At 65.9% G+C, this 15,369-nt stretch carries 24 protein-coding genes; all 24 read left to right on the top strand.

Annotation, left to right across the window (positions count from 1 at the left end):
• Nucleotides 1–2 precede the first annotated feature (2 nt).
• Nucleotides 3–1,193, top strand: a complete 1,191-nt coding sequence (gene tuf, locus ITJ62_RS12255) for an elongation factor Tu (RefSeq protein WP_064296705.1) — start codon at nucleotides 3–5, stop codon at nucleotides 1,191–1,193.
• Nucleotides 1,194–1,363: 170 nt separating this feature from the next.
• Entirely contained in the window at nucleotides 1,364–3,184 is a 1,821-nt protein-coding gene (locus ITJ62_RS12250) for a DUF4012 domain-containing protein (protein WP_194602271.1), read from the top strand.
• Between the two features lie 469 nt (nucleotides 3,185–3,653).
• Nucleotides 3,654–3,962, top strand: coding sequence for a 30S ribosomal protein S10 (gene rpsJ / locus ITJ62_RS12245; RefSeq protein WP_005050520.1), 309 nt, complete (start codon nucleotides 3,654–3,656; stop codon nucleotides 3,960–3,962).
• Between the two features lie 24 nt (nucleotides 3,963–3,986).
• Nucleotides 3,987–4,640, top strand: a complete 654-nt coding sequence (gene rplC / locus ITJ62_RS12240) for a 50S ribosomal protein L3 (RefSeq protein WP_056008154.1) — start codon at nucleotides 3,987–3,989, stop codon at nucleotides 4,638–4,640.
• A gap of 4 nt (nucleotides 4,641–4,644) precedes the next feature.
• The gene (gene rplD / locus ITJ62_RS12235; RefSeq protein WP_079705263.1) at nucleotides 4,645–5,310 is read left to right on the top strand and encodes a 50S ribosomal protein L4; all 666 of its coding nucleotides are present in this window, start codon (nucleotides 4,645–4,647) and stop codon (nucleotides 5,308–5,310) included.
• Entirely contained in the window at nucleotides 5,307–5,606 is a 300-nt protein-coding gene (gene rplW / locus ITJ62_RS12230) for a 50S ribosomal protein L23 (protein ID WP_056008147.1), read from the top strand. Before rplD ends, rplW begins: the two co-directional genes overlap by 4 nt.
• Before the next feature lie 28 nt (nucleotides 5,607–5,634).
• Nucleotides 5,635–6,474: a 50S ribosomal protein L2 gene (gene rplB, locus ITJ62_RS12225; RefSeq protein WP_064296701.1), complete on the top strand. Its 840-nt coding sequence runs from the start codon at nucleotides 5,635–5,637 to the stop codon at nucleotides 6,472–6,474.
• A gap of 12 nt (nucleotides 6,475–6,486) precedes the next feature.
• Nucleotides 6,487–6,768 carry a 30S ribosomal protein S19 gene (rpsS, locus tag ITJ62_RS12220; protein ID WP_064296700.1) on the top strand — a complete coding sequence of 94 codons (282 nt, stop codon included), beginning with the start codon at nucleotides 6,487–6,489 and terminating at the stop codon, nucleotides 6,766–6,768.
• Between the two features lie 26 nt (nucleotides 6,769–6,794).
• Nucleotides 6,795–7,187: a 50S ribosomal protein L22 gene (gene rplV, locus ITJ62_RS12215; protein ID WP_056008137.1), complete on the top strand. Its 393-nt coding sequence runs from the start codon at nucleotides 6,795–6,797 to the stop codon at nucleotides 7,185–7,187.
• Nucleotides 7,187–7,975, top strand: a complete 789-nt coding sequence (gene rpsC / locus ITJ62_RS12210) for a 30S ribosomal protein S3 (protein ID WP_064296699.1) — start codon at nucleotides 7,187–7,189, stop codon at nucleotides 7,973–7,975. The genes rplV and rpsC overlap by 1 nt, the downstream gene beginning before the upstream one ends.
• 2 nt (nucleotides 7,976–7,977) lie before the next feature.
• Nucleotides 7,978–8,397, top strand: a complete 420-nt coding sequence (gene rplP / locus ITJ62_RS12205; protein ID WP_056008131.1) for a 50S ribosomal protein L16 — start codon at nucleotides 7,978–7,980, stop codon at nucleotides 8,395–8,397.
• Nucleotides 8,397–8,732: a 50S ribosomal protein L29 gene (gene rpmC, locus ITJ62_RS12200; protein ID WP_064296697.1), complete on the top strand. Its 336-nt coding sequence runs from the start codon at nucleotides 8,397–8,399 to the stop codon at nucleotides 8,730–8,732. The genes rplP and rpmC overlap by 1 nt, the downstream gene beginning before the upstream one ends.
• 2 nt (nucleotides 8,733–8,734) lie before the next feature.
• Nucleotides 8,735–9,055 (top strand): 30S ribosomal protein S17, encoded by a 321-nt coding sequence (rpsQ, locus tag ITJ62_RS12195; protein ID WP_056008125.1) that lies wholly within the window; start codon nucleotides 8,735–8,737, stop codon nucleotides 9,053–9,055.
• A 31-nt stretch (nucleotides 9,056–9,086) separates the two neighbouring features.
• Nucleotides 9,087–9,455, top strand: a complete 369-nt coding sequence (gene rplN, locus ITJ62_RS12190; protein WP_064296696.1) for a 50S ribosomal protein L14 — start codon at nucleotides 9,087–9,089, stop codon at nucleotides 9,453–9,455.
• Nucleotides 9,456–9,458: 3 nt separating this feature from the next.
• Nucleotides 9,459–9,818: a 50S ribosomal protein L24 gene (rplX, locus tag ITJ62_RS12185; protein ID WP_056008121.1), complete on the top strand. Its 360-nt coding sequence runs from the start codon at nucleotides 9,459–9,461 to the stop codon at nucleotides 9,816–9,818.
• On the top strand, nucleotides 9,818–10,402 hold the full coding sequence (gene rplE / locus ITJ62_RS12180) for a 50S ribosomal protein L5 (protein WP_056008119.1): 585 nt from the start codon (nucleotides 9,818–9,820) through the stop codon (nucleotides 10,400–10,402). The genes rplX and rplE overlap by 1 nt, the downstream gene beginning before the upstream one ends.
• 145 nt (nucleotides 10,403–10,547) lie before the next feature.
• A complete protein-coding gene (gene rpsH, locus ITJ62_RS12175) occupies nucleotides 10,548–10,946 on the top strand; it encodes a 30S ribosomal protein S8 (RefSeq protein ID WP_064296695.1) in 399 nt (132 codons plus the stop codon).
• 6 nt (nucleotides 10,947–10,952) lie between these two features.
• Nucleotides 10,953–11,489 (top strand): 50S ribosomal protein L6, encoded by a 537-nt coding sequence (gene rplF / locus ITJ62_RS12170; RefSeq protein WP_064296694.1) that lies wholly within the window; start codon nucleotides 10,953–10,955, stop codon nucleotides 11,487–11,489.
• 2 nt (nucleotides 11,490–11,491) lie between these two features.
• Nucleotides 11,492–11,851 (top strand): 50S ribosomal protein L18, encoded by a 360-nt coding sequence (gene rplR, locus ITJ62_RS12165; protein ID WP_064296693.1) that lies wholly within the window; start codon nucleotides 11,492–11,494, stop codon nucleotides 11,849–11,851.
• A 38-nt stretch (nucleotides 11,852–11,889) separates the two neighbouring features.
• Entirely contained in the window at nucleotides 11,890–12,558 is a 669-nt protein-coding gene (gene rpsE, locus ITJ62_RS19050; protein WP_229939737.1) for a 30S ribosomal protein S5, read from the top strand.
• Complete coding sequence (rpmD, locus tag ITJ62_RS12155) at nucleotides 12,558–12,740, top strand: 50S ribosomal protein L30 (RefSeq protein ID WP_079001710.1); 183 nt, start codon at nucleotides 12,558–12,560, stop codon at nucleotides 12,738–12,740. Before rpsE ends, rpmD begins: the two co-directional genes overlap by 1 nt.
• The gene (gene rplO / locus ITJ62_RS12150) at nucleotides 12,740–13,336 is read left to right on the top strand and encodes a 50S ribosomal protein L15 (protein ID WP_079705265.1); all 597 of its coding nucleotides are present in this window, start codon (nucleotides 12,740–12,742) and stop codon (nucleotides 13,334–13,336) included. The genes rpmD and rplO overlap by 1 nt, the downstream gene beginning before the upstream one ends.
• Before the next feature lie 93 nt (nucleotides 13,337–13,429).
• Entirely contained in the window at nucleotides 13,430–14,758 is a 1,329-nt protein-coding gene (secY, locus tag ITJ62_RS12145; protein WP_064296691.1) for a preprotein translocase subunit SecY, read from the top strand.
• A complete protein-coding gene (locus ITJ62_RS12140) occupies nucleotides 14,755–15,363 on the top strand; it encodes an adenylate kinase (protein ID WP_194602267.1) in 609 nt (202 codons plus the stop codon). The genes secY and ITJ62_RS12140 overlap by 4 nt, the downstream gene beginning before the upstream one ends.
• Nucleotides 15,364–15,369: the final 6 nt, after the last annotated feature.

The following is a 15,369-nucleotide window of genomic DNA, read 5'->3' as shown; positions in this document are numbered from 1 at the left end:
CAGTGGCAAAGGCCAAGTTCGAGCGGACCAAGCCGCACGTCAACATCGGTACGATCGGTCACGTCGACCACGGCAAGACCACGCTCACCGCGGCGATCTCGAAGGTCCTGGCGGACAAGTTCCCGTCCGCGACCAACGTGCAGCGCGACTTCGCGTCGATCGACTCCGCGCCGGAAGAGCGTCAGCGTGGTATCACGATCAACATCTCGCACGTCGAGTACGAGACCCCGAAGCGCCACTACGCGCACGTCGACGCCCCCGGTCACGCTGACTACATCAAGAACATGATCACCGGTGCTGCGCAGATGGACGGCGCGATCCTGGTCGTCGCCGCCACTGACGGCCCGATGGCTCAGACGCGTGAGCACGTGCTGCTCGCCAAGCAGGTCGGCGTCCCGTACCTGCTCGTCGCGCTGAACAAGTCCGACATGGTCGACGACGAGGAGATCCTGGAGCTCGTCGAGCTCGAGGTCTCCGAGCTGCTCGCCTCGCAGGGCTTCGCTGAGGACGCACCGGTCGTCCGCGTCTCGGGCCTCAAGGCGCTCGAGGGCGACGAGAAGTGGGTGCAGAGCATCCTCGACCTCATGGACGCCGTGGACGCCAACGTCCCCGACCCCGTGCGCGACAAGGACAAGCCCTTCCTCATGCCGATCGAGGACGTCTTCACGATCACCGGTCGTGGAACCGTCGTCACGGGCCGCGCCGAGCGTGGCACGCTCGCGATCAACTCCGAGGTCGAGATCGTCGGCATCCGCCCGACGCAGAAGACGATCGTCACGGGTATCGAGATGTTCCACAAGCAGCTCGACGAGGCATGGGCCGGCGAGAACTGTGGTCTCCTGCTCCGTGGCACGAAGCGTGAAGACGTCGAGCGCGGCCAGGTCGTCGTGAAGCCGGGTTCGGTCACGCCGCACACGAACTTCGAGGGCACCGCGTACATCCTGTCCAAGGATGAGGGTGGGCGTCACAACCCGTTCTACGCGAACTACCGTCCGCAGTTCTACTTCCGCACCACCGACGTCACCGGCGTCATCACGCTGCCCGAGGGCACCGAGATGGTCATGCCCGGCGACACCACCGACATGACCGTTGAGCTGATCCAGCCCATCGCCATGGAGGTCGGCCTCGGCTACGCCATCCGTGAGGGTGGCCGCACCGTCGGCGCCGGCACCGTCACCAAGGTGCTCGCGTAAGCATCCGCTGACGCGAACCCCTGATCGACCTCAGGGTCGACACGGTTCCACACGAAGGGCCCGGAGCATTTCGCTCCGGGCCCTTCGTCGTGCGCGCCGTCGGCCGGTCGGCAAACCGTCGACTCATATGTAAGATATCGGGCGACCCATTCTGCATCGAGCCGCCCGAGGTGACCGTGTCCCGTCCGTCCATCCGTCCGCGTCGCCTGCTCCGCCCACGTGTCCTGATCCCGGGCATCGTCGCCCTGTCCGTCCTGCTCGGCATCGCTGGAGCCACCGTGTCGGCGGCGGTGGAGGCCATGTCCGTCCGGGAGGAGCTCACGACGGTCCTGCCTGAGCTCGAGGCGATCCGTGCGGGCGTCGTCGGTGACGGCGCCGACGCGATCGATCCTGCCGCCGTGCAGCGCGCCGGCGACGCGGTCGAGCGGGCCCTGACGTCGACCCGGCGGCCTGACTGGTGGCTCGCCGAACGCGTGCCCGTCTCCGGGGCGAACTTCGAGGCGGTGCGCACGGCCGTCGAGGCGGCCCACGTGGTCGTCGACGAGGTCGTCGAGCCGGTCCTCGCCCTGTCCCTCGACGGACTCGCGGTCGACGGGCGGCTGGACACGGAGCGAGTGGGGTGGTTGGCGCGCACCTCGGCGCACGCGCTCGAGCGACTCGAGGAGCAGGTCGCGCGCCTCGACCGCCTCGAGCGGTCGGTGCTCCTGCCGCAGGTGGCGTCGGCGTTGGCCGGACTCGACGGACCGCTGCGCGAGGCCTCATCGCTCGCCTCGCGGCTCGCACCGGTGCTGCGGGCGCTGCCCGGGTTCCTGGGGGAGGAGGGGCCGCGAGACGTGGTCGTCCTGTTCCAGAACTCGGCGGAGAGCCGAGCCCTCGGTGGCATCGCGGGAGCTTCGGTGCTCGTTCACGTCGAGGAGGGGGTACTCAGTGTGACCAGAACCCTCGGCGGCGCGGACTTCGTGTCGCACGCCGATCCGGTGGTGCCCCTGCCGGCCGATGCCGACGCGCTCTACCGGACCGAGGGCTACGCTGCCGCAGGCACCTCCATCCATGAGGTGACGGCGCGGCCGGACTTCCCGTACGGTGCGCAGGTGGCCTCGCGGCTGTGGCAGGAGAGCCAGGGCGTCGTGCCGGACCTGGTGCTGGCCGTGGATCCGGTCGCGTTGTCCCACCTGCTGCGAGCGACCGGCCCCGTGGTGTCGGCGGACGGCACGGAGGTGTCGAGCGGGACGGTCGTCGACGCGCTCCTGAACGGCGTGTACCGAGACCACCCCGGTCTCAGCGACGAGGCGAACCGGGCGCAGGACGCGACCTTCACCGCGGTCGTGCACGCGCTCACGTCGCAGCTGCAGGCGGGGTCCATGGAGGTGCCCCGGGCGATCGACGGCTGGGTCCAGGCGGTCGACGAGCGGCGTCTGCTCGCCTGGAGTCCCGACCGCGTCGAGGAGCGGGCGCTGGTGCTCGCCGGGATCGGCGGCGCCCTGCCCGTGCGTTCATCTCGTTCGGTGCCGTTCGGGCTGTACCTCTCGGACGCGGTCGGGTCCAAGCTCGAGTACTACCTCCGACAGCAGGTCCGTGTCCGTGCGGGGTCGTGCGACGTCGACGGGACCCGCACGGTGATGGTCACGTCGGAACTCTCCAACACGATCGACACGGAGCCGGAGCTCGACACGGAGGCGTTCGACTACATCGCGGGGTTCCACGAGCGTGAGGGGCTCCCACGTGGGTGGATGCGCCTGCGGGTCATGGCCTACGCGCCAGACGGTGCAGACATCCGCTCGGTTCGCGTTGACGGTGCCGAGGTCCCGTACACGGCCGGATCGGACGAGGGACGCCCCGTGGCCTACGTGGTGGTGACGATCGCCCCGGGCGCGACGGTGACGCTCGACGTCGATGCGGACGTGTCCGGGGCGACGGTCGACGCGGTGCGGTTCGCGGGCACCCCGGGGGTGCGTCCGGTCGAGGTCGACAACGTCGTCGAGCCCTGCTGAGCAGCGGCGCCTCGGCGCTCACGACGCCCGAGACTGGGCGGATCCTGACCATCCGCCGCCCGCGACACGCCCGGGTTGCACGCATGGTGGATCCGTGGCAAACTAGTCCAGTTCAGTACTTCGGACGAGCGTGCCTGTGCGCGCTCCGGCGGATCACTGCCAGGTAGTGCATAGGAGCTCCCAGACGCGGCAACGCGACAGGGATCGAGCCTAGGCCGCGGGTAGCAGAACACCAATCACTTCATCGCAATCCAGGTCGTAGCAGTGCTACGCCCAGCGCCGACCACGAGTCGGGGTGGAAGCCGGTGGATGACCACGAGGGTCGCAAGACACGAGTGGTCGTTGACAGCAGAACAGTGGTGCGACACCAGTAGTGCCAATGGCGCGGAGCAACCGAACGTTGCAAAGCGCACGATATGCGTCCAATACGGAGCGATCCGCACGACGCGAGACAGAGAGTGAGTCACACATGGCGGGACAGAAGATCCGCATCCGACTGAAGTCGTATGACCATGAGGTCATCGATACTTCGGCGCGCAAGATCGTCGACACGGTCACCCGTGCAGGCGCAACCGTCGTCGGCCCCGTGCCGCTTCCGACGGAGAAGAACGTGGTCTGCGTGATCCGTTCGCCGCACAAGTACAAGGACAGCCGGGAGCACTTCGAAATGCGCACCCACAAGCGTCTGATCGACATCATCGACCCGACCCCGAAGGCCGTCGACTCGCTCATGCGTCTCGACCTGCCGGCGGACGTCAACATCGAGATCAAGCTCTGAGCTCGGTAGAGACGGAAGGAAGACATGTCTAACACGAAGACCAGCAAGGGTCTGCTCGGCACCAAGCTCGGCATGACCCAGGTGTGGGACGAGAACAACAAGCTCGTTCCCGTCACCGTCATCGAGATCACGCCCAACGTGGTCACGCAGGTTCGCACCCCCGAGGTCGACGGCTACGACGCCGTGCAGATCGCGTACGGCCAGATCGATCCCCGCAAGGTCAGCAAGCCTGACGCGGGTCACTTCGACAAGGCCGGCGTGACGCCGCGTCGCCACCTCACCGAGGTCCGCACCGCCGACGCATCCGAGTACTCGCTCGGCCAGGAGCTCACCGTCGACGGTGTCTTCGAGGCCGGCCAGAAGGTCGACGTCGTCGGCACTTCGAAGGGTAAGGGTTTCGCCGGTGTCATGAAGCGTCACAACTTCAAGGGAACGGGCGCATCTCACGGTGCTCACCGCAACCACCGCAAGCCGGGCTCCATCGGCGCCTCCTCGACCCCGAGCCGTGTCTTCAAGGGCATGCGCATGGCCGGTCGTATGGGTGGCGAGCGCGTCACCGTGCTGAACCTCCGGGTTCACGCCATCGACGCCGAGAAGGGCCTGCTGCTCGTCAAGGGTGCCGTTCCCGGCGCTCGTGGCCGCATCGTATTCGTCCGCACCGCAGTGAAGGGAGCGTAGTTCCATGGCTATCGCTACTCTCGACGTGCTCGACACCAAGCTCAAGAAGGCCGGCACCGTCGACCTTCCTGCCGAGGTGTTCGACGTTCAGACCAACATCCCGCTCATCCACCAGGTGGTCGTCGCGCAGCTCGCTGCCGCCCGCCAGGGGACGCACAAGACCAAGCGCCGCGGCGAAGTGTCCGGTGCCGGCCGCAAGCCGTTCAAGCAGAAGGGTACGGGTAACGCTCGTCAGGGCTCCATCCGTGCACCTCAGATGACCGGCGGTGGCATCGTCCACGGTCCAGTGCCCCGCAACTACGCACAGCGCACCCCCAAGAAGATGATCGCCGCGGCTCTCCTCGGCGCCATCTCCGACCGCGCACGCGGCAGCCGCCTGCACGTCGTCGACTCCCTCTCGATCGGTGAGAAGCCGTCGACGAAGGCCGTGTCCGAGTACCTGACGAACGTCGCTTCCTCGAAGCACGTCCTGATCGTCCTCCAGCGCGACGACGAGGTCAGCCTCCGCAGCGTCCGCAACCTGCAGAACGTGCACGTGCTGTCGTACGACCAGCTGAACGCATACGACGTGCTCGTCTCCGACGACATCGTCTTCACCAAGGCCGCCTTCGAGGCATTCGTCGCCAGCAAGACCGGCAACACGGCCGCAACCGAGGAGGTCTCGGCATGACCGCGATCAACAAGGACCCCCGCGACGTCATCTTCGCGCCGGTCGTCTCCGAGAAGAGCTACAGCCTGATCGACGAGGGCAAGTACACCTTCCTCGTCGACCCGCGCTCGAACAAGACCGAGATCAAGCTCGCCATCGAGAAGATCTTCGGTGTCGAGGTCGCTTCGATCAACACCCTCACCCGTCAGGGCAAGACCCGTCGCACCAAGTTCGGCACCGGCAAGCGCAAGGACACCAAGCGCGCCATCGTGTCGCTCAAGTCGGGTTCCATCGACATCTTCACGGCTGTTGGCTAAGACGGCCGGGAACGAAGAGGAATAAGAAATGGCTATTCGTAAGTACAAGCCCACGACTCCTGGTCGTCGCGGTTCGTCTGTCGCGGACTTCGCGGAGATCACCCGCACCACGCCGGAGAAGTCGCTGCTTCGTCCGTTGTCGAAGACCGGTGGTCGCAACAACCAGGGCCGCATCACGACGCGTCACATCGGTGGTGGCCACAAGCGCCAGTACCGTCTGATCGACTTCCGTCGCAACGACAAGGACGGCGTCAACGCCAAGGTCGCTCACATCGAGTACGACCCCAACCGCACCGCGCGTATCGCGCTGCTCCACTTCGTGGACGGCACCAAGCGGTACATCCTCGCTCCGAACAAGCTCAGCCAGGGCGACGTGGTCGAGTCGGGTGCCGGCGCGGACATCAAGCCCGGGAACAACCTGCCGCTGAAGAACATCCCCACCGGTACGGTCATCCACGCGATCGAGCTCCGTCCCGGCGGCGGCGCGAAGATGGCCCGCTCCGCGGGTGCATCGGTGCGTCTCGTCGCGAAGGACGGCCCGTACGCGCAGCTCCGTCTGCCGTCCGGTGAGATCCGCAACGTCGACCTGCGCTGCCGCGCCACCATCGGTGAGGTCGGCAACGCCGAGCAGTCGAACATCAACTGGGGTAAGGCCGGCCGTAAGCGCTGGCTGGGCGTCCGCCCGACCGTCCGTGGTGTCGCGATGAACCCGATCGACCACCCGCACGGTGGTGGTGAGGGCAAGACCTCCGGTGGACGTCACCCGGTCAGCCCGTGGGGCCAGAAGGAAGGCCGCACGCGCCACCCCAACAAGGAAAGCGACAAGCTCATCGTTCGTCGTCGTACCGCCGGCAAGAAGCGTAAGTAGGAGTAAGAGAAGATGCCACGCAGTCTCAAGAAGGGCCCCTTCGTCGACGACCACCTGCTCCGCAAGGTCGTCACGGCGAACGAGGCCAACAACAAGAACGTGATCAAGACCTGGTCGCGTCGATCGATGATCATCCCGGCGATGCTGGGTCACACCATCGCCGTCCACGACGGTCGCAAGCACATCCCGGTGTTCGTCACCGAGACGATGGTCGGGCACAAGCTCGGCGAGTTCGCGCCCACCCGCACCTTCCGTGGACACGTGAAGGACGACAAGAAGGGCCGTCGCCGCTAACGCGGTGACGTGAAGGAGGAAGAGAAATGGTGGAGTCGATCGCCCGCGTGCGACACATCCGCGTCACCCCCCAGAAGGCCCGTCGTGTCGTCGCGCTCATCCGTGGCAAGCAGGCTCAGGAGGCCTTGGCCATCCTGAAGTTCGCACCACAGAGCGCCAGCGAGCCCATCTACAAGCTCGTTGCCTCGGCCATCGCGAACGCTCGCGTCACGGCCGACAAGGACAACGTGTTCCTTGACGAGCAGGACCTGTACATCGCGAAGGCGTACGTCGATGAGGGTGCAACCCTCAAGCGTTTCCGTCCCCGCGCACAGGGCCGCGCGTTCCGCATCCTCAAGCGCACCAGCCACATCACCGTCGAGCTCTCGACGCCTGATGAGACTGCCGGCGCTGCCAAGGCCAAGAAGGTGAGCAAGTAATGGGTCAGAAAGTCAATCCATACGGCTTCCGTCTGGGAATCACGACCGACCACGTGTCGCGTTGGTTCTCCGACAGCACGAAGAAGGGTCAGCGTTACAGCGACTTCGTCGCGGAAGACGTCAAGATCCGCCGTCTGCTGGCGACCTCGCTCGACCGCGCTGGTGTCAGCCGCATCGAGATCGAGCGCACCCGTGACCGCGTCCGCGTCGACATCCACACCGCCCGTCCGGGCATCGTGATCGGTCGCCGTGGCGCCGAGGCCGAGCGCATCCGCGCCGACCTCGAGAAGCTCACGAAGAAGCAGATCCAGCTGAACATCCTCGAGGTCAAGAACCCCGAGGCCGACGCTCAGCTCGTCGCGCAGGGCATCGCCGAGCAGCTCTCCGCACGTGTGGCCTTCCGCCGCGCGATGCGTAAGGGCCTGCAGGGCGCTCAGCGCACGTCCACCGTCAAGGGTGTCCGCATCCAGGTGTCCGGCCGCCTCGGCGGCGCCGAGATGAGCCGTTCCGAGTTCTACCGCGAAGGCCGTGTGCCGCTGCACACGCTCCGCGCGAACATCGACTACGGCTTCTACGAGGCGAAGACCACGTTCGGCCGCATCGGCGTGAAGGTCTGGATCTACAAGGGCGACATCACCAACAAGGAGCTTGCTCGCGAGCAGGCCAACCAGAAGTCGACGCGTCCGGAACGTCGCGACGGTGGCGACCGCCCCCGTCGGAACGCCGGTCCGAGCAGCGCCCCCAAGGCAGCTGCTGAGGCGCCCGCCGCCGCAGGAGTTGAGGCATAACCATGTTGATCCCACGCAAAGTCAAGCACCGGAAGCAGCACCACCCCGGCCGTTCCGGCCAGGCGACCGGTGGCACCAAGGTGTCGTTCGGTGAGTACGGTATCCAGGCCCTGACGCCCGCTTACGTGACCAACCGTCAGATCGAGTCCGCTCGTATCGCCATGACGCGTCACATCAAGCGTGGCGGAAAGGTGTGGATCAACATCTACCCCGACCGTCCGCTGACCAAGAAGCCCGCTGAAACCCGCATGGGTTCCGGTAAGGGTTCGCCCGAGTGGTGGGTCGCGAACGTCAAGCCGGGTCGTGTGCTGTTCGAGGTCGCCGGAGTCGATGAGACCCTGGCCCGCGAGGCGCTGACCCGTGCAATCCACAAGCTGCCCCTCAAGGCACGCATCATCAAGCGCGAGGAGGGCGACGCATAATGGCGATCGGATCCAAGGAGCTCACCCCCGTCGAGCTCGACACCTTTGAAGACCAGCGCCTCATCGAGGAGCTCCGCAAGGCCAAGGAAGAGCTGTTCAACCTGCGCTTCCAGTCGGCCACGGGGCAGCTCGAGAACCACGGGCGCCTGCGCGCCGTGAAGCGCGACATCGCTCGCATCTACACGGTCATCCGTGAGCGCGAGCTCGGCATCCGGGCCACGCCGACCGTCGAGGTCGTCGAGGCCAAGGCCGAGAAGAAGACCAAGAAGGCCAAGGCCGCACCGAAGTCCGAGGACACCGCTGCAGCCGACGCCGAGACCACGAAGGAGGCCTAGACATGGCTACCGCTACTGACAAGGCCCCCGAGGGTCACGAGTCGGCCGAGCACGACGTCAAGGACGCCGCTGCTCGTGGCTACCGCAAGACCCGCCGTGGTCTGGTGACCAGCGACAAGATGGAGAAGACCATCGTCGTCGAGGTCGAGGACCGCGTGAAGCACCCGCTCTACGGCAAGGTCATCCGCCGCACCTCCAAGGTCAAGGCTCACGACGAGGCGAACTCCGCCGGCATCGGCGACCTCGTCCTGATCAGCGAGACCCGCCCCACCAGCGCCACCAAGCGCTGGCGTCTGGTCGAGATTCTCGAGAAGGCCAAGTAGGCCTCGCGGCTTACTGAGAGGAAAGCGAACAATGCTTCAGCAAGAATCACGAGTCAAGGTCGCCGACAACACCGGTGCCAAGGAGCTCCTGACCATTCGCGTGCTCGGTGGCTCCGGCCGCCGCTACGCGGGCCTCGGTGACACCATCGTCGCGACCGTCAAGGACGCGATCCCCGGTGGCAACGTCAAGAAGGGCGACGTCGTCAAGGCGGTCATCGTCCGCACCCGCAAGCAGACCCGTCGTTCCGACGGTTCGTACATCAAGTTCGACGAGAACGCCGCTGTCATCCTGAAGGCTGACGGGGACCCCCGTGGTACCCGCATCTTCGGACCGGTCGGTCGCGAGCTTCGTGACAAGAAGTTCATGAAGATCGTCTCGTTGGCGCCGGAGGTTATCTAAGTCATGGCAAAGATCAAGAAGGGCGACCTGGTTCAGGTCGTCTCCGGCCCGAAGCAGGACCGCGGTGGTTACCGCGGCAAGCAGGGTCGCGTCATCGAGGTCCTGGCGGACAAGAACCGGGTGATCGTGGAGGGCGTCAACTACGTCACGAAGCACTCCCGTGTCGGCCAGACCCAGCGTGGAACGAAGACCGGCGGCATCGAGACCGTCGAGGCTTCGATCCACATCTCCAACGTCGCGCTCGTCGACCCGGAGACCAAGGGCCCGACCAAGGTCGGCCACCGCAACGAGGAAGTCACGAAGGACGGCGTCACCAAGACGGTCCGCGTTCGTTACGCCAAGAAGTCAGGTAAGGACCTGTAATGACCGACACAGAAGTGGCGACTGGCAAAATCCAGCCCCGTCTCAAGCAGAAGTACCGCGCTGAGATCCTTCCGCAGCTGCAGAAGGACTTCGGCTTCACGAACGTGCACCAGGTGCCCGGACTCGTGAAGGTCGTCGTCAACACCGGTGTGGGCGAGGCCGCTCGCGACAGCAAGGTCATCGACGGCGCTGTTTCGGACCTCACCAAGATCACCGGCCAGAAGCCGCAGGTCACCAAGGCACGCAAGTCCATCGCGCAGTTCAAGCTGCGCGAGGGTCAGCCCATCGGCGCTCACGTCACGCTTCGTGGCGACCGCGCGTGGGAGTTCCTCGACCGCCTGCTGAGCCTCGCTCTTCCGCGTATCCGCGACTTCCGCGGTCTCTCGGACAAGCAGTTCGACGGCAACGGCAACTACACCTTCGGTCTCCAGGAGCAGTCCATGTTCCACGAGATCGACCAGGACAAGATCGATCGTGTCCGCGGCTTCGACATCACTGTCGTGACCACGGCCAAGAACGACGACGAGGGTCGCGCGCTGCTCAAGGCGCTCGGCTTCCCGTTCAAGGCGGCTGAGTCCAAGTAGGCTGAGCTTCTGCCCGGTCCTCGGTGTATGTCGAGGACCGGGCTTCCGCCCGTTCGGGGCACTCCTGCCCAGAACGGTTCAACCACCACAGGTCGGCACCCTTGCACAGGATGTCGAAACCTGGTGAACAAAGGAAACACTCGATATGACCATGACAGATCCGGTCGCAGACATGCTGACCAGACTGCGCAATGCGAACTCGGCGCACCACGACACCGTGTCGATGCCGCACTCCAAGCTCAAGGTGAACATCGCCGAGATCCTCAAGTCCGAGGGCTACATCTCCGGCTGGGAGGTCGCTGACGCGGCCGTCGGACAGACGCTCTCGCTGAGCCTCAAGTTCGGCCCGAACCGCGAGCGCTCCATCGCCGGCATCAAGCGCGTCTCGAAGCCCGGCCTCCGCGTCTACGCGAAGTCGAACGAGATCCCCAAGGTCCTCGGCGGCCTCGGCGTCGTCATCCTGTCCACCTCCAGCGGCCTCCTCACGGACCGCCAGGCCGAGAAGAAGGGCGTGGGTGGGGAAGTCCTCGCCTACGTGTGGTAGCCAGTCATGTCTCGTATTGGAAGACTCCCCATCGACATCCCGGCAGGCGTCACCATCGACGTCGCCGGTCAGAACGTCACCGTCAAGGGCCCGAAGGGTGAGCTCCAGCTCACCGTCGCGAGCCCCATCGAGGTCAAGCTCGAAGACGCGCAGCTGCTCGTCACGCGTCCCGACGACGAGCGCAACTCGCGCTCGCTCCACGGCCTGACCCGCACGCTCATCGCGAACCAGATCATCGGCGTCACCCAGGGCTACACCAAGGGCCTCGAGGTCGTCGGTACCGGTTACCGCGTCGCTCAGAAGGGCAGCGCCGTCGAGTTCGCGCTCGGCTTCTCGCACCCCGTCACCGTCGAGCCGCCGGTCGGCATCACGCTGACCGTCGAGGGCAACAACAAGCTCACGGTCGCCGGTATCGACAAGCAGGCCGTCGGCGAGGTCGCCGCCAACATCCGTAAGATCCGCAAGCCCGAGCCGTACAAGGGCAAGGGTGTGCGCTACGCCGGCGAGATCGTGCGTCGCAAGGCCGGAAAGGCTGGTAAGTAACCATGGCTCGTCCAACGAAGACTGCCGCACGTGGCCGTCGCCACACGCGTCTGCGCAAGAAGGTCGAGGGCACCGCGGTCCGTCCGCGCCTCGTCGTCAACCGTTCAGCCCGTCACGTGTTCGTGCAGGTTGTCGATGACACGAAGGGTCACACCCTCGTCTCCGCCTCGACCATGGAGGACACCCTCCGGACGTTCGACGGCGACAAGACCGCCAAGTCGCGCAAGGTCGGCGAACTCATCGCCGAGCGTGCCAAGGCAGCCGGCATCGACGATGTCGTATTTGACCGTGGAGGCAACCGCTACGCAGGTCGCGTGGCAGCAATTGCCGATGGTGCTCGAGAGGGCGGATTGAACCTGTGAGCGAAGACAACAAGCAGCAGCAAGAGCCTGTGGCGACCGTGGCCGAGGCCCCGGTCGAGACCGCGGCATCGACGGCGCCCACCGGCGACCGCGAGCCGCGCGAGGCGCGCCGCGGAGGCCGCGAGCGCAACCCCAACCGCGACCGCGGTAGCCGCGACAGCGACAAGAGCCAGTTCCTGGAGCGCGTCGTGACCATCAACCGTGTCTCGAAGGTCGTGAAGGGTGGTCGTCGCTTCAGCTTCACCGCCCTCGTGGTCGTCGGTGACGGCAACGGCATGGTCGGCGTCGGCTACGGCAAGGCTCGCGAAGTACCGCTCGCGATCGCGAAGGGCGTCGAAGAGGCGAAGAAGAACTTCTTCCGTGTCCCGCGCGTCGGCTCGACCATCCCGCACCCCACCCAGGGTGAGGCAGCAGCCGGCGTGGTGCTCCTGCGCCCCGCCGCCGCTGGTACCGGTGTCATCGCCGGTGGTCCCGTCCGTGCCGTCCTCGAGTGCGCCGGCATCCACGACGTGCTGAGCAAGTCGCTCGGTTCGTCCAACACGATCAACATCGTCCACGCGACCGTCACGGCGCTGAAGCAGCTCGAGGAACCTCGTGCCGTTGCAGCCCGTCGTGGTCTCGAGTTCGACCAGGTCGCTCCGGCCCGCCTGCTCCGTGCAGAGGCAGAGGCCGTTCAGGCGGCCGCTGCTGCGAAGGTAGGTGCCTGATGGCCCAGCTGAGGATCACCCAGATCAAGGGCAGAATTAGTGAGAAGCAGAACCAGCGCGACACGCTTCGCAGCCTGGGTCTCCGTCGCATCGGTGCTGTCGTCGTCCGCCCGGACAACGCGCAGAACCGCGGCTACGTGAACACTGTTGCTCACCTCGTACAGGTTGAGGAGATCGACTAATGGCTGAGAAGAACGAAACCACTGAGGAGAAGGCCCCCAAGGCCGCTGCCAAGGCAGCTCCGAAGACGGCTGCCGCGAAGGCCGAGCCCAAGGCGAAGGCGGCCCCCAAGGCTGCTGCAGCCAAGAAGCCCGCGAAGGACGAGCCCGCTGAGAAGCGCGAGCAGGTCCTGAAGGTGCACCACCTGCGTCCGGCCGCCGGGGCCAAGAAGTCCCGGATGCGCGTCGGCCGTGGTGAGGCGTCCAAGGGTAAGACCGCGGGTCGCGGTACCAAGGGTACGAAGGCGCGTTACAACGTCAAGGTCGGCTTCGAGGGTGGGCAGATGCCGCTGCACATGCGCACCCCGAAGCTCCGTGGCTTCAAGAACCCCTTCCGCGTCGAGTACCAGGTCGTGAACCTGGAGAAGCTCGCCGAGCTGTACCCGAAGGGTGGCGACGTCACCACGGTGGACCTCGTCGCCAAGGGTGCCGTCCGGAAGAACGAGAAGGTCAAGGTTCTCGGAAACGGTGACATCTCGGTTAAGCTGAATGTCGCGGTTGACAAGGTCTCCGGCTCAGCTGAGCAGAAGATCGTGGCAGCCGGGGGCAGCGTCAAGTAGCCCTCGGCCGGCTCCGCACAGGAGCTCACTCGGGTGGCCGGCATCATGCCGGTCACCCGGGCCGACCCCGCAACATCTCACAGGAGGCCCCTTTTGTTCAGCGCCATCGGCCGGATCTTCCGGACCCCGGATCTTCGTCGCAAGATCGGGTTCACGCTCGGGATCATCGCCATCTACCGGCTGGGGTCCTTCATCCCCGCTCCGTTCGTGAACTTCCCGAACGTGCAGCAGTGCCTCGCGAACCAGCAGGCCGCCGGCGCATCAGGCCTCTACGAGCTCGTCAACCTCTTCAGTGGTGGCGCGCTCCTCCAACTCTCCATCTTCGCGCTGGGCATCATGCCCTACATCACCGCGTCGATCATCGTCCAGCTCCTCCGCGTGGTCATCCCGCACTTCGAGACGCTGCACAAAGAAGGCCAGGCCGGCCAGGGCAAGCTGACGCAGTACACGCGGTACCTCACGATCTTCCTCGGCATCCTCCAGTCGACGACGCTCATCACGGTCGCCAAGAGCGGTGCACTGTTCGGCAACCAGGGCGGCGTCTGCGCCGACCTCATCACCGCCCAGGGCGGCACCTGGTACGGCATGCTCCTCATGGTCGTCACCATGACCGCGGGCACCGGCCTCGTCATGTGGATGGCCGAGCTCGTGACCGAGCGCGGCGTCGGCAACGGCATGTCGCTCCTCATCTTCACCTCGATCGCAGCCACCTTCCCGGGTTCGCTGGCCGCCATCTGGACCGCGAAGGGCCCCGAGGTATTCCTCCTCGTGCTCGCCGTCGGCCTCGTGATCGTCGGACTCGTCGTCTTCGTCGAGCAGTCGCAACGTCGCATCCCGGTGCAGTACGCGAAGCGCATGGTCGGACGCCGGACGTACGGCGGCAACAACACCTACATCCCCATCAAGGTCAACATGGCCGGTGTGGTGCCCGTCATCTTCGCGTCGTCGATCCTGTACCTGCCGGCCCTCATCGCGCAGTTCAACCAGCCGACGACCGGTACACCGGCGCCCTGGGTCCTGTGGATCCAGCAGTACCTCACCAAGGGTGACCACCCGCTGTACATGCTCATGTACTTCCTGCTCATCGTCGGCTTCACCTACTTCTACGTCGCGATCACCTTCAACCCTGAAGAGGTCGCCGACAACATGAAGAAGTACGGCGGGTTCATCCCCGGCATCCGTGCCGGACGCCCGACGGCCGAGTACCTCGACTACGTGCTGACCCGCGTGACCCTGCCCGGATCGATCTACCTGGGGTTGATCGCGCTCCTGCCGCTCATCGCCCTGGCGCTGGTGGGCGCGAACGCCAACTTCCCGTTCGGCGGCGCATCGATCCTCATCATCGTCGGTGTCGGGCTCGAGACGGTCAAGCAGATCGACTCGCAGCTCCAGCAGCGCCACTACGAAGGGCTCCTGCGTTGAGCGCGGCTGCCGGTAAGCCCCGTCTGCTCATCGTCGGTCCTCCGGGATCCGGCAAGGGCACCCAGGCGGCCTTCCTCGCGGAGCGCTTCGACATCCCCGCGATCTCGACGGGCGACATCTTCCGCGCGAACATCAAGGAGGGTACGGCGCTCGGCAAGCAGGTCCAGGCGATCGTGAGCAAGGGCGGATACGTCCCCGACTCCCTGACGAACGAGATCGTCCGCGACCGGCTCCACCAGCCCGATGCCGTCGAAGGATTCCTCCTCGACGGGTACCCGCGGACCACCGACCAGGTCGTCGCTCTGGACGCACTGCTCGCTGAGAGCGACGCGAGCCTCGACGCCGTCGTGCAGCTGCAGGCCGACACGGAAGAGGTCGTCGCACGACTCCTCAAGCGTGCCGCCGAGCAGGGTCGCACCGACGACACGGAAGACGTCATCCGTCACCGGCTCGAGCTCTACGCGCACGAGACGGCTCCGCTGATCGAGGTCTTCACCGCCCGAGGGCTCGTCGTGGCCGTCGACGGTCTCGGCGAGGTGGACGAGGTCACCGCGCGGATCGACGCGGCCCTCGCCGCCCGCGGCATCATCGTTCCGGCCGTCTGACGCACC

Origin of the sequence: Plantibacter sp. VKM Ac-2876 (assembly GCF_015350715.1) — a bacterium.
Lineage (GTDB): Bacteria > Actinomycetota > Actinomycetes > Actinomycetales > Microbacteriaceae > Plantibacter > Plantibacter auratus.
The sequence above is the reverse complement of the archived record's forward strand: the minus strand, read 5'-3'. Positions and strand labels throughout refer to the sequence as shown.

Bases quoted from the DNA above. Each gene is read 5' to 3' on its own strand.
- rpmD (WP_079001710.1), top strand. From the start codon at position 12,558: ATGGCCCAGCTGAGGATCACCCAGATCAAGGGCAGAATTAGTGAGAAG.
- rplB (WP_064296701.1), top strand. From the start codon at position 5,635: ATGGCTATTCGTAAGTACAAGCCCACGACTCCTGGTCGTCGCGGTTCG.
- rpsC (WP_064296699.1), top strand. From the start codon at position 7,187: ATGGGTCAGAAAGTCAATCCATACGGCTTCCGTCTGGGAATCACGACC.
- rplX (WP_056008121.1), top strand. From the start codon at position 9,459: ATGGCAAAGATCAAGAAGGGCGACCTGGTTCAGGTCGTCTCCGGCCCG.
- rplP (WP_056008131.1), top strand. From the start codon at position 7,978: ATGTTGATCCCACGCAAAGTCAAGCACCGGAAGCAGCACCACCCCGGC.
- rpsS (WP_064296700.1), top strand. From the start codon at position 6,487: ATGCCACGCAGTCTCAAGAAGGGCCCCTTCGTCGACGACCACCTGCTC.
- rplC (WP_056008154.1), top strand. From the start codon at position 3,987: ATGTCTAACACGAAGACCAGCAAGGGTCTGCTCGGCACCAAGCTCGGC.
- rpsJ (WP_005050520.1), top strand. From the start codon at position 3,654: ATGGCGGGACAGAAGATCCGCATCCGACTGAAGTCGTATGACCATGAG.
- rplN (WP_064296696.1), top strand. From the start codon at position 9,087: ATGCTTCAGCAAGAATCACGAGTCAAGGTCGCCGACAACACCGGTGCC.
- rplE (WP_056008119.1), top strand. From the start codon at position 9,818: ATGACCGACACAGAAGTGGCGACTGGCAAAATCCAGCCCCGTCTCAAG.
- rplR (WP_064296693.1), top strand. From the start codon at position 11,492: ATGGCTCGTCCAACGAAGACTGCCGCACGTGGCCGTCGCCACACGCGT.
- rplV (WP_056008137.1), top strand. From the start codon at position 6,795: ATGGTGGAGTCGATCGCCCGCGTGCGACACATCCGCGTCACCCCCCAG.
- rplD (WP_079705263.1), top strand. From the start codon at position 4,645: ATGGCTATCGCTACTCTCGACGTGCTCGACACCAAGCTCAAGAAGGCC.
- rplW (WP_056008147.1), top strand. From the start codon at position 5,307: ATGACCGCGATCAACAAGGACCCCCGCGACGTCATCTTCGCGCCGGTC.
- rplF (WP_064296694.1), top strand. From the start codon at position 10,953: ATGTCTCGTATTGGAAGACTCCCCATCGACATCCCGGCAGGCGTCACC.
- rpsQ (WP_056008125.1), top strand. From the start codon at position 8,735: ATGGCTACCGCTACTGACAAGGCCCCCGAGGGTCACGAGTCGGCCGAG.
- rpsH (WP_064296695.1), top strand. From the start codon at position 10,548: ATGACCATGACAGATCCGGTCGCAGACATGCTGACCAGACTGCGCAAT.
- rplO (WP_079705265.1), top strand. From the start codon at position 12,740: ATGGCTGAGAAGAACGAAACCACTGAGGAGAAGGCCCCCAAGGCCGCT.
- rpmC (WP_064296697.1), top strand. From the start codon at position 8,397: ATGGCGATCGGATCCAAGGAGCTCACCCCCGTCGAGCTCGACACCTTT.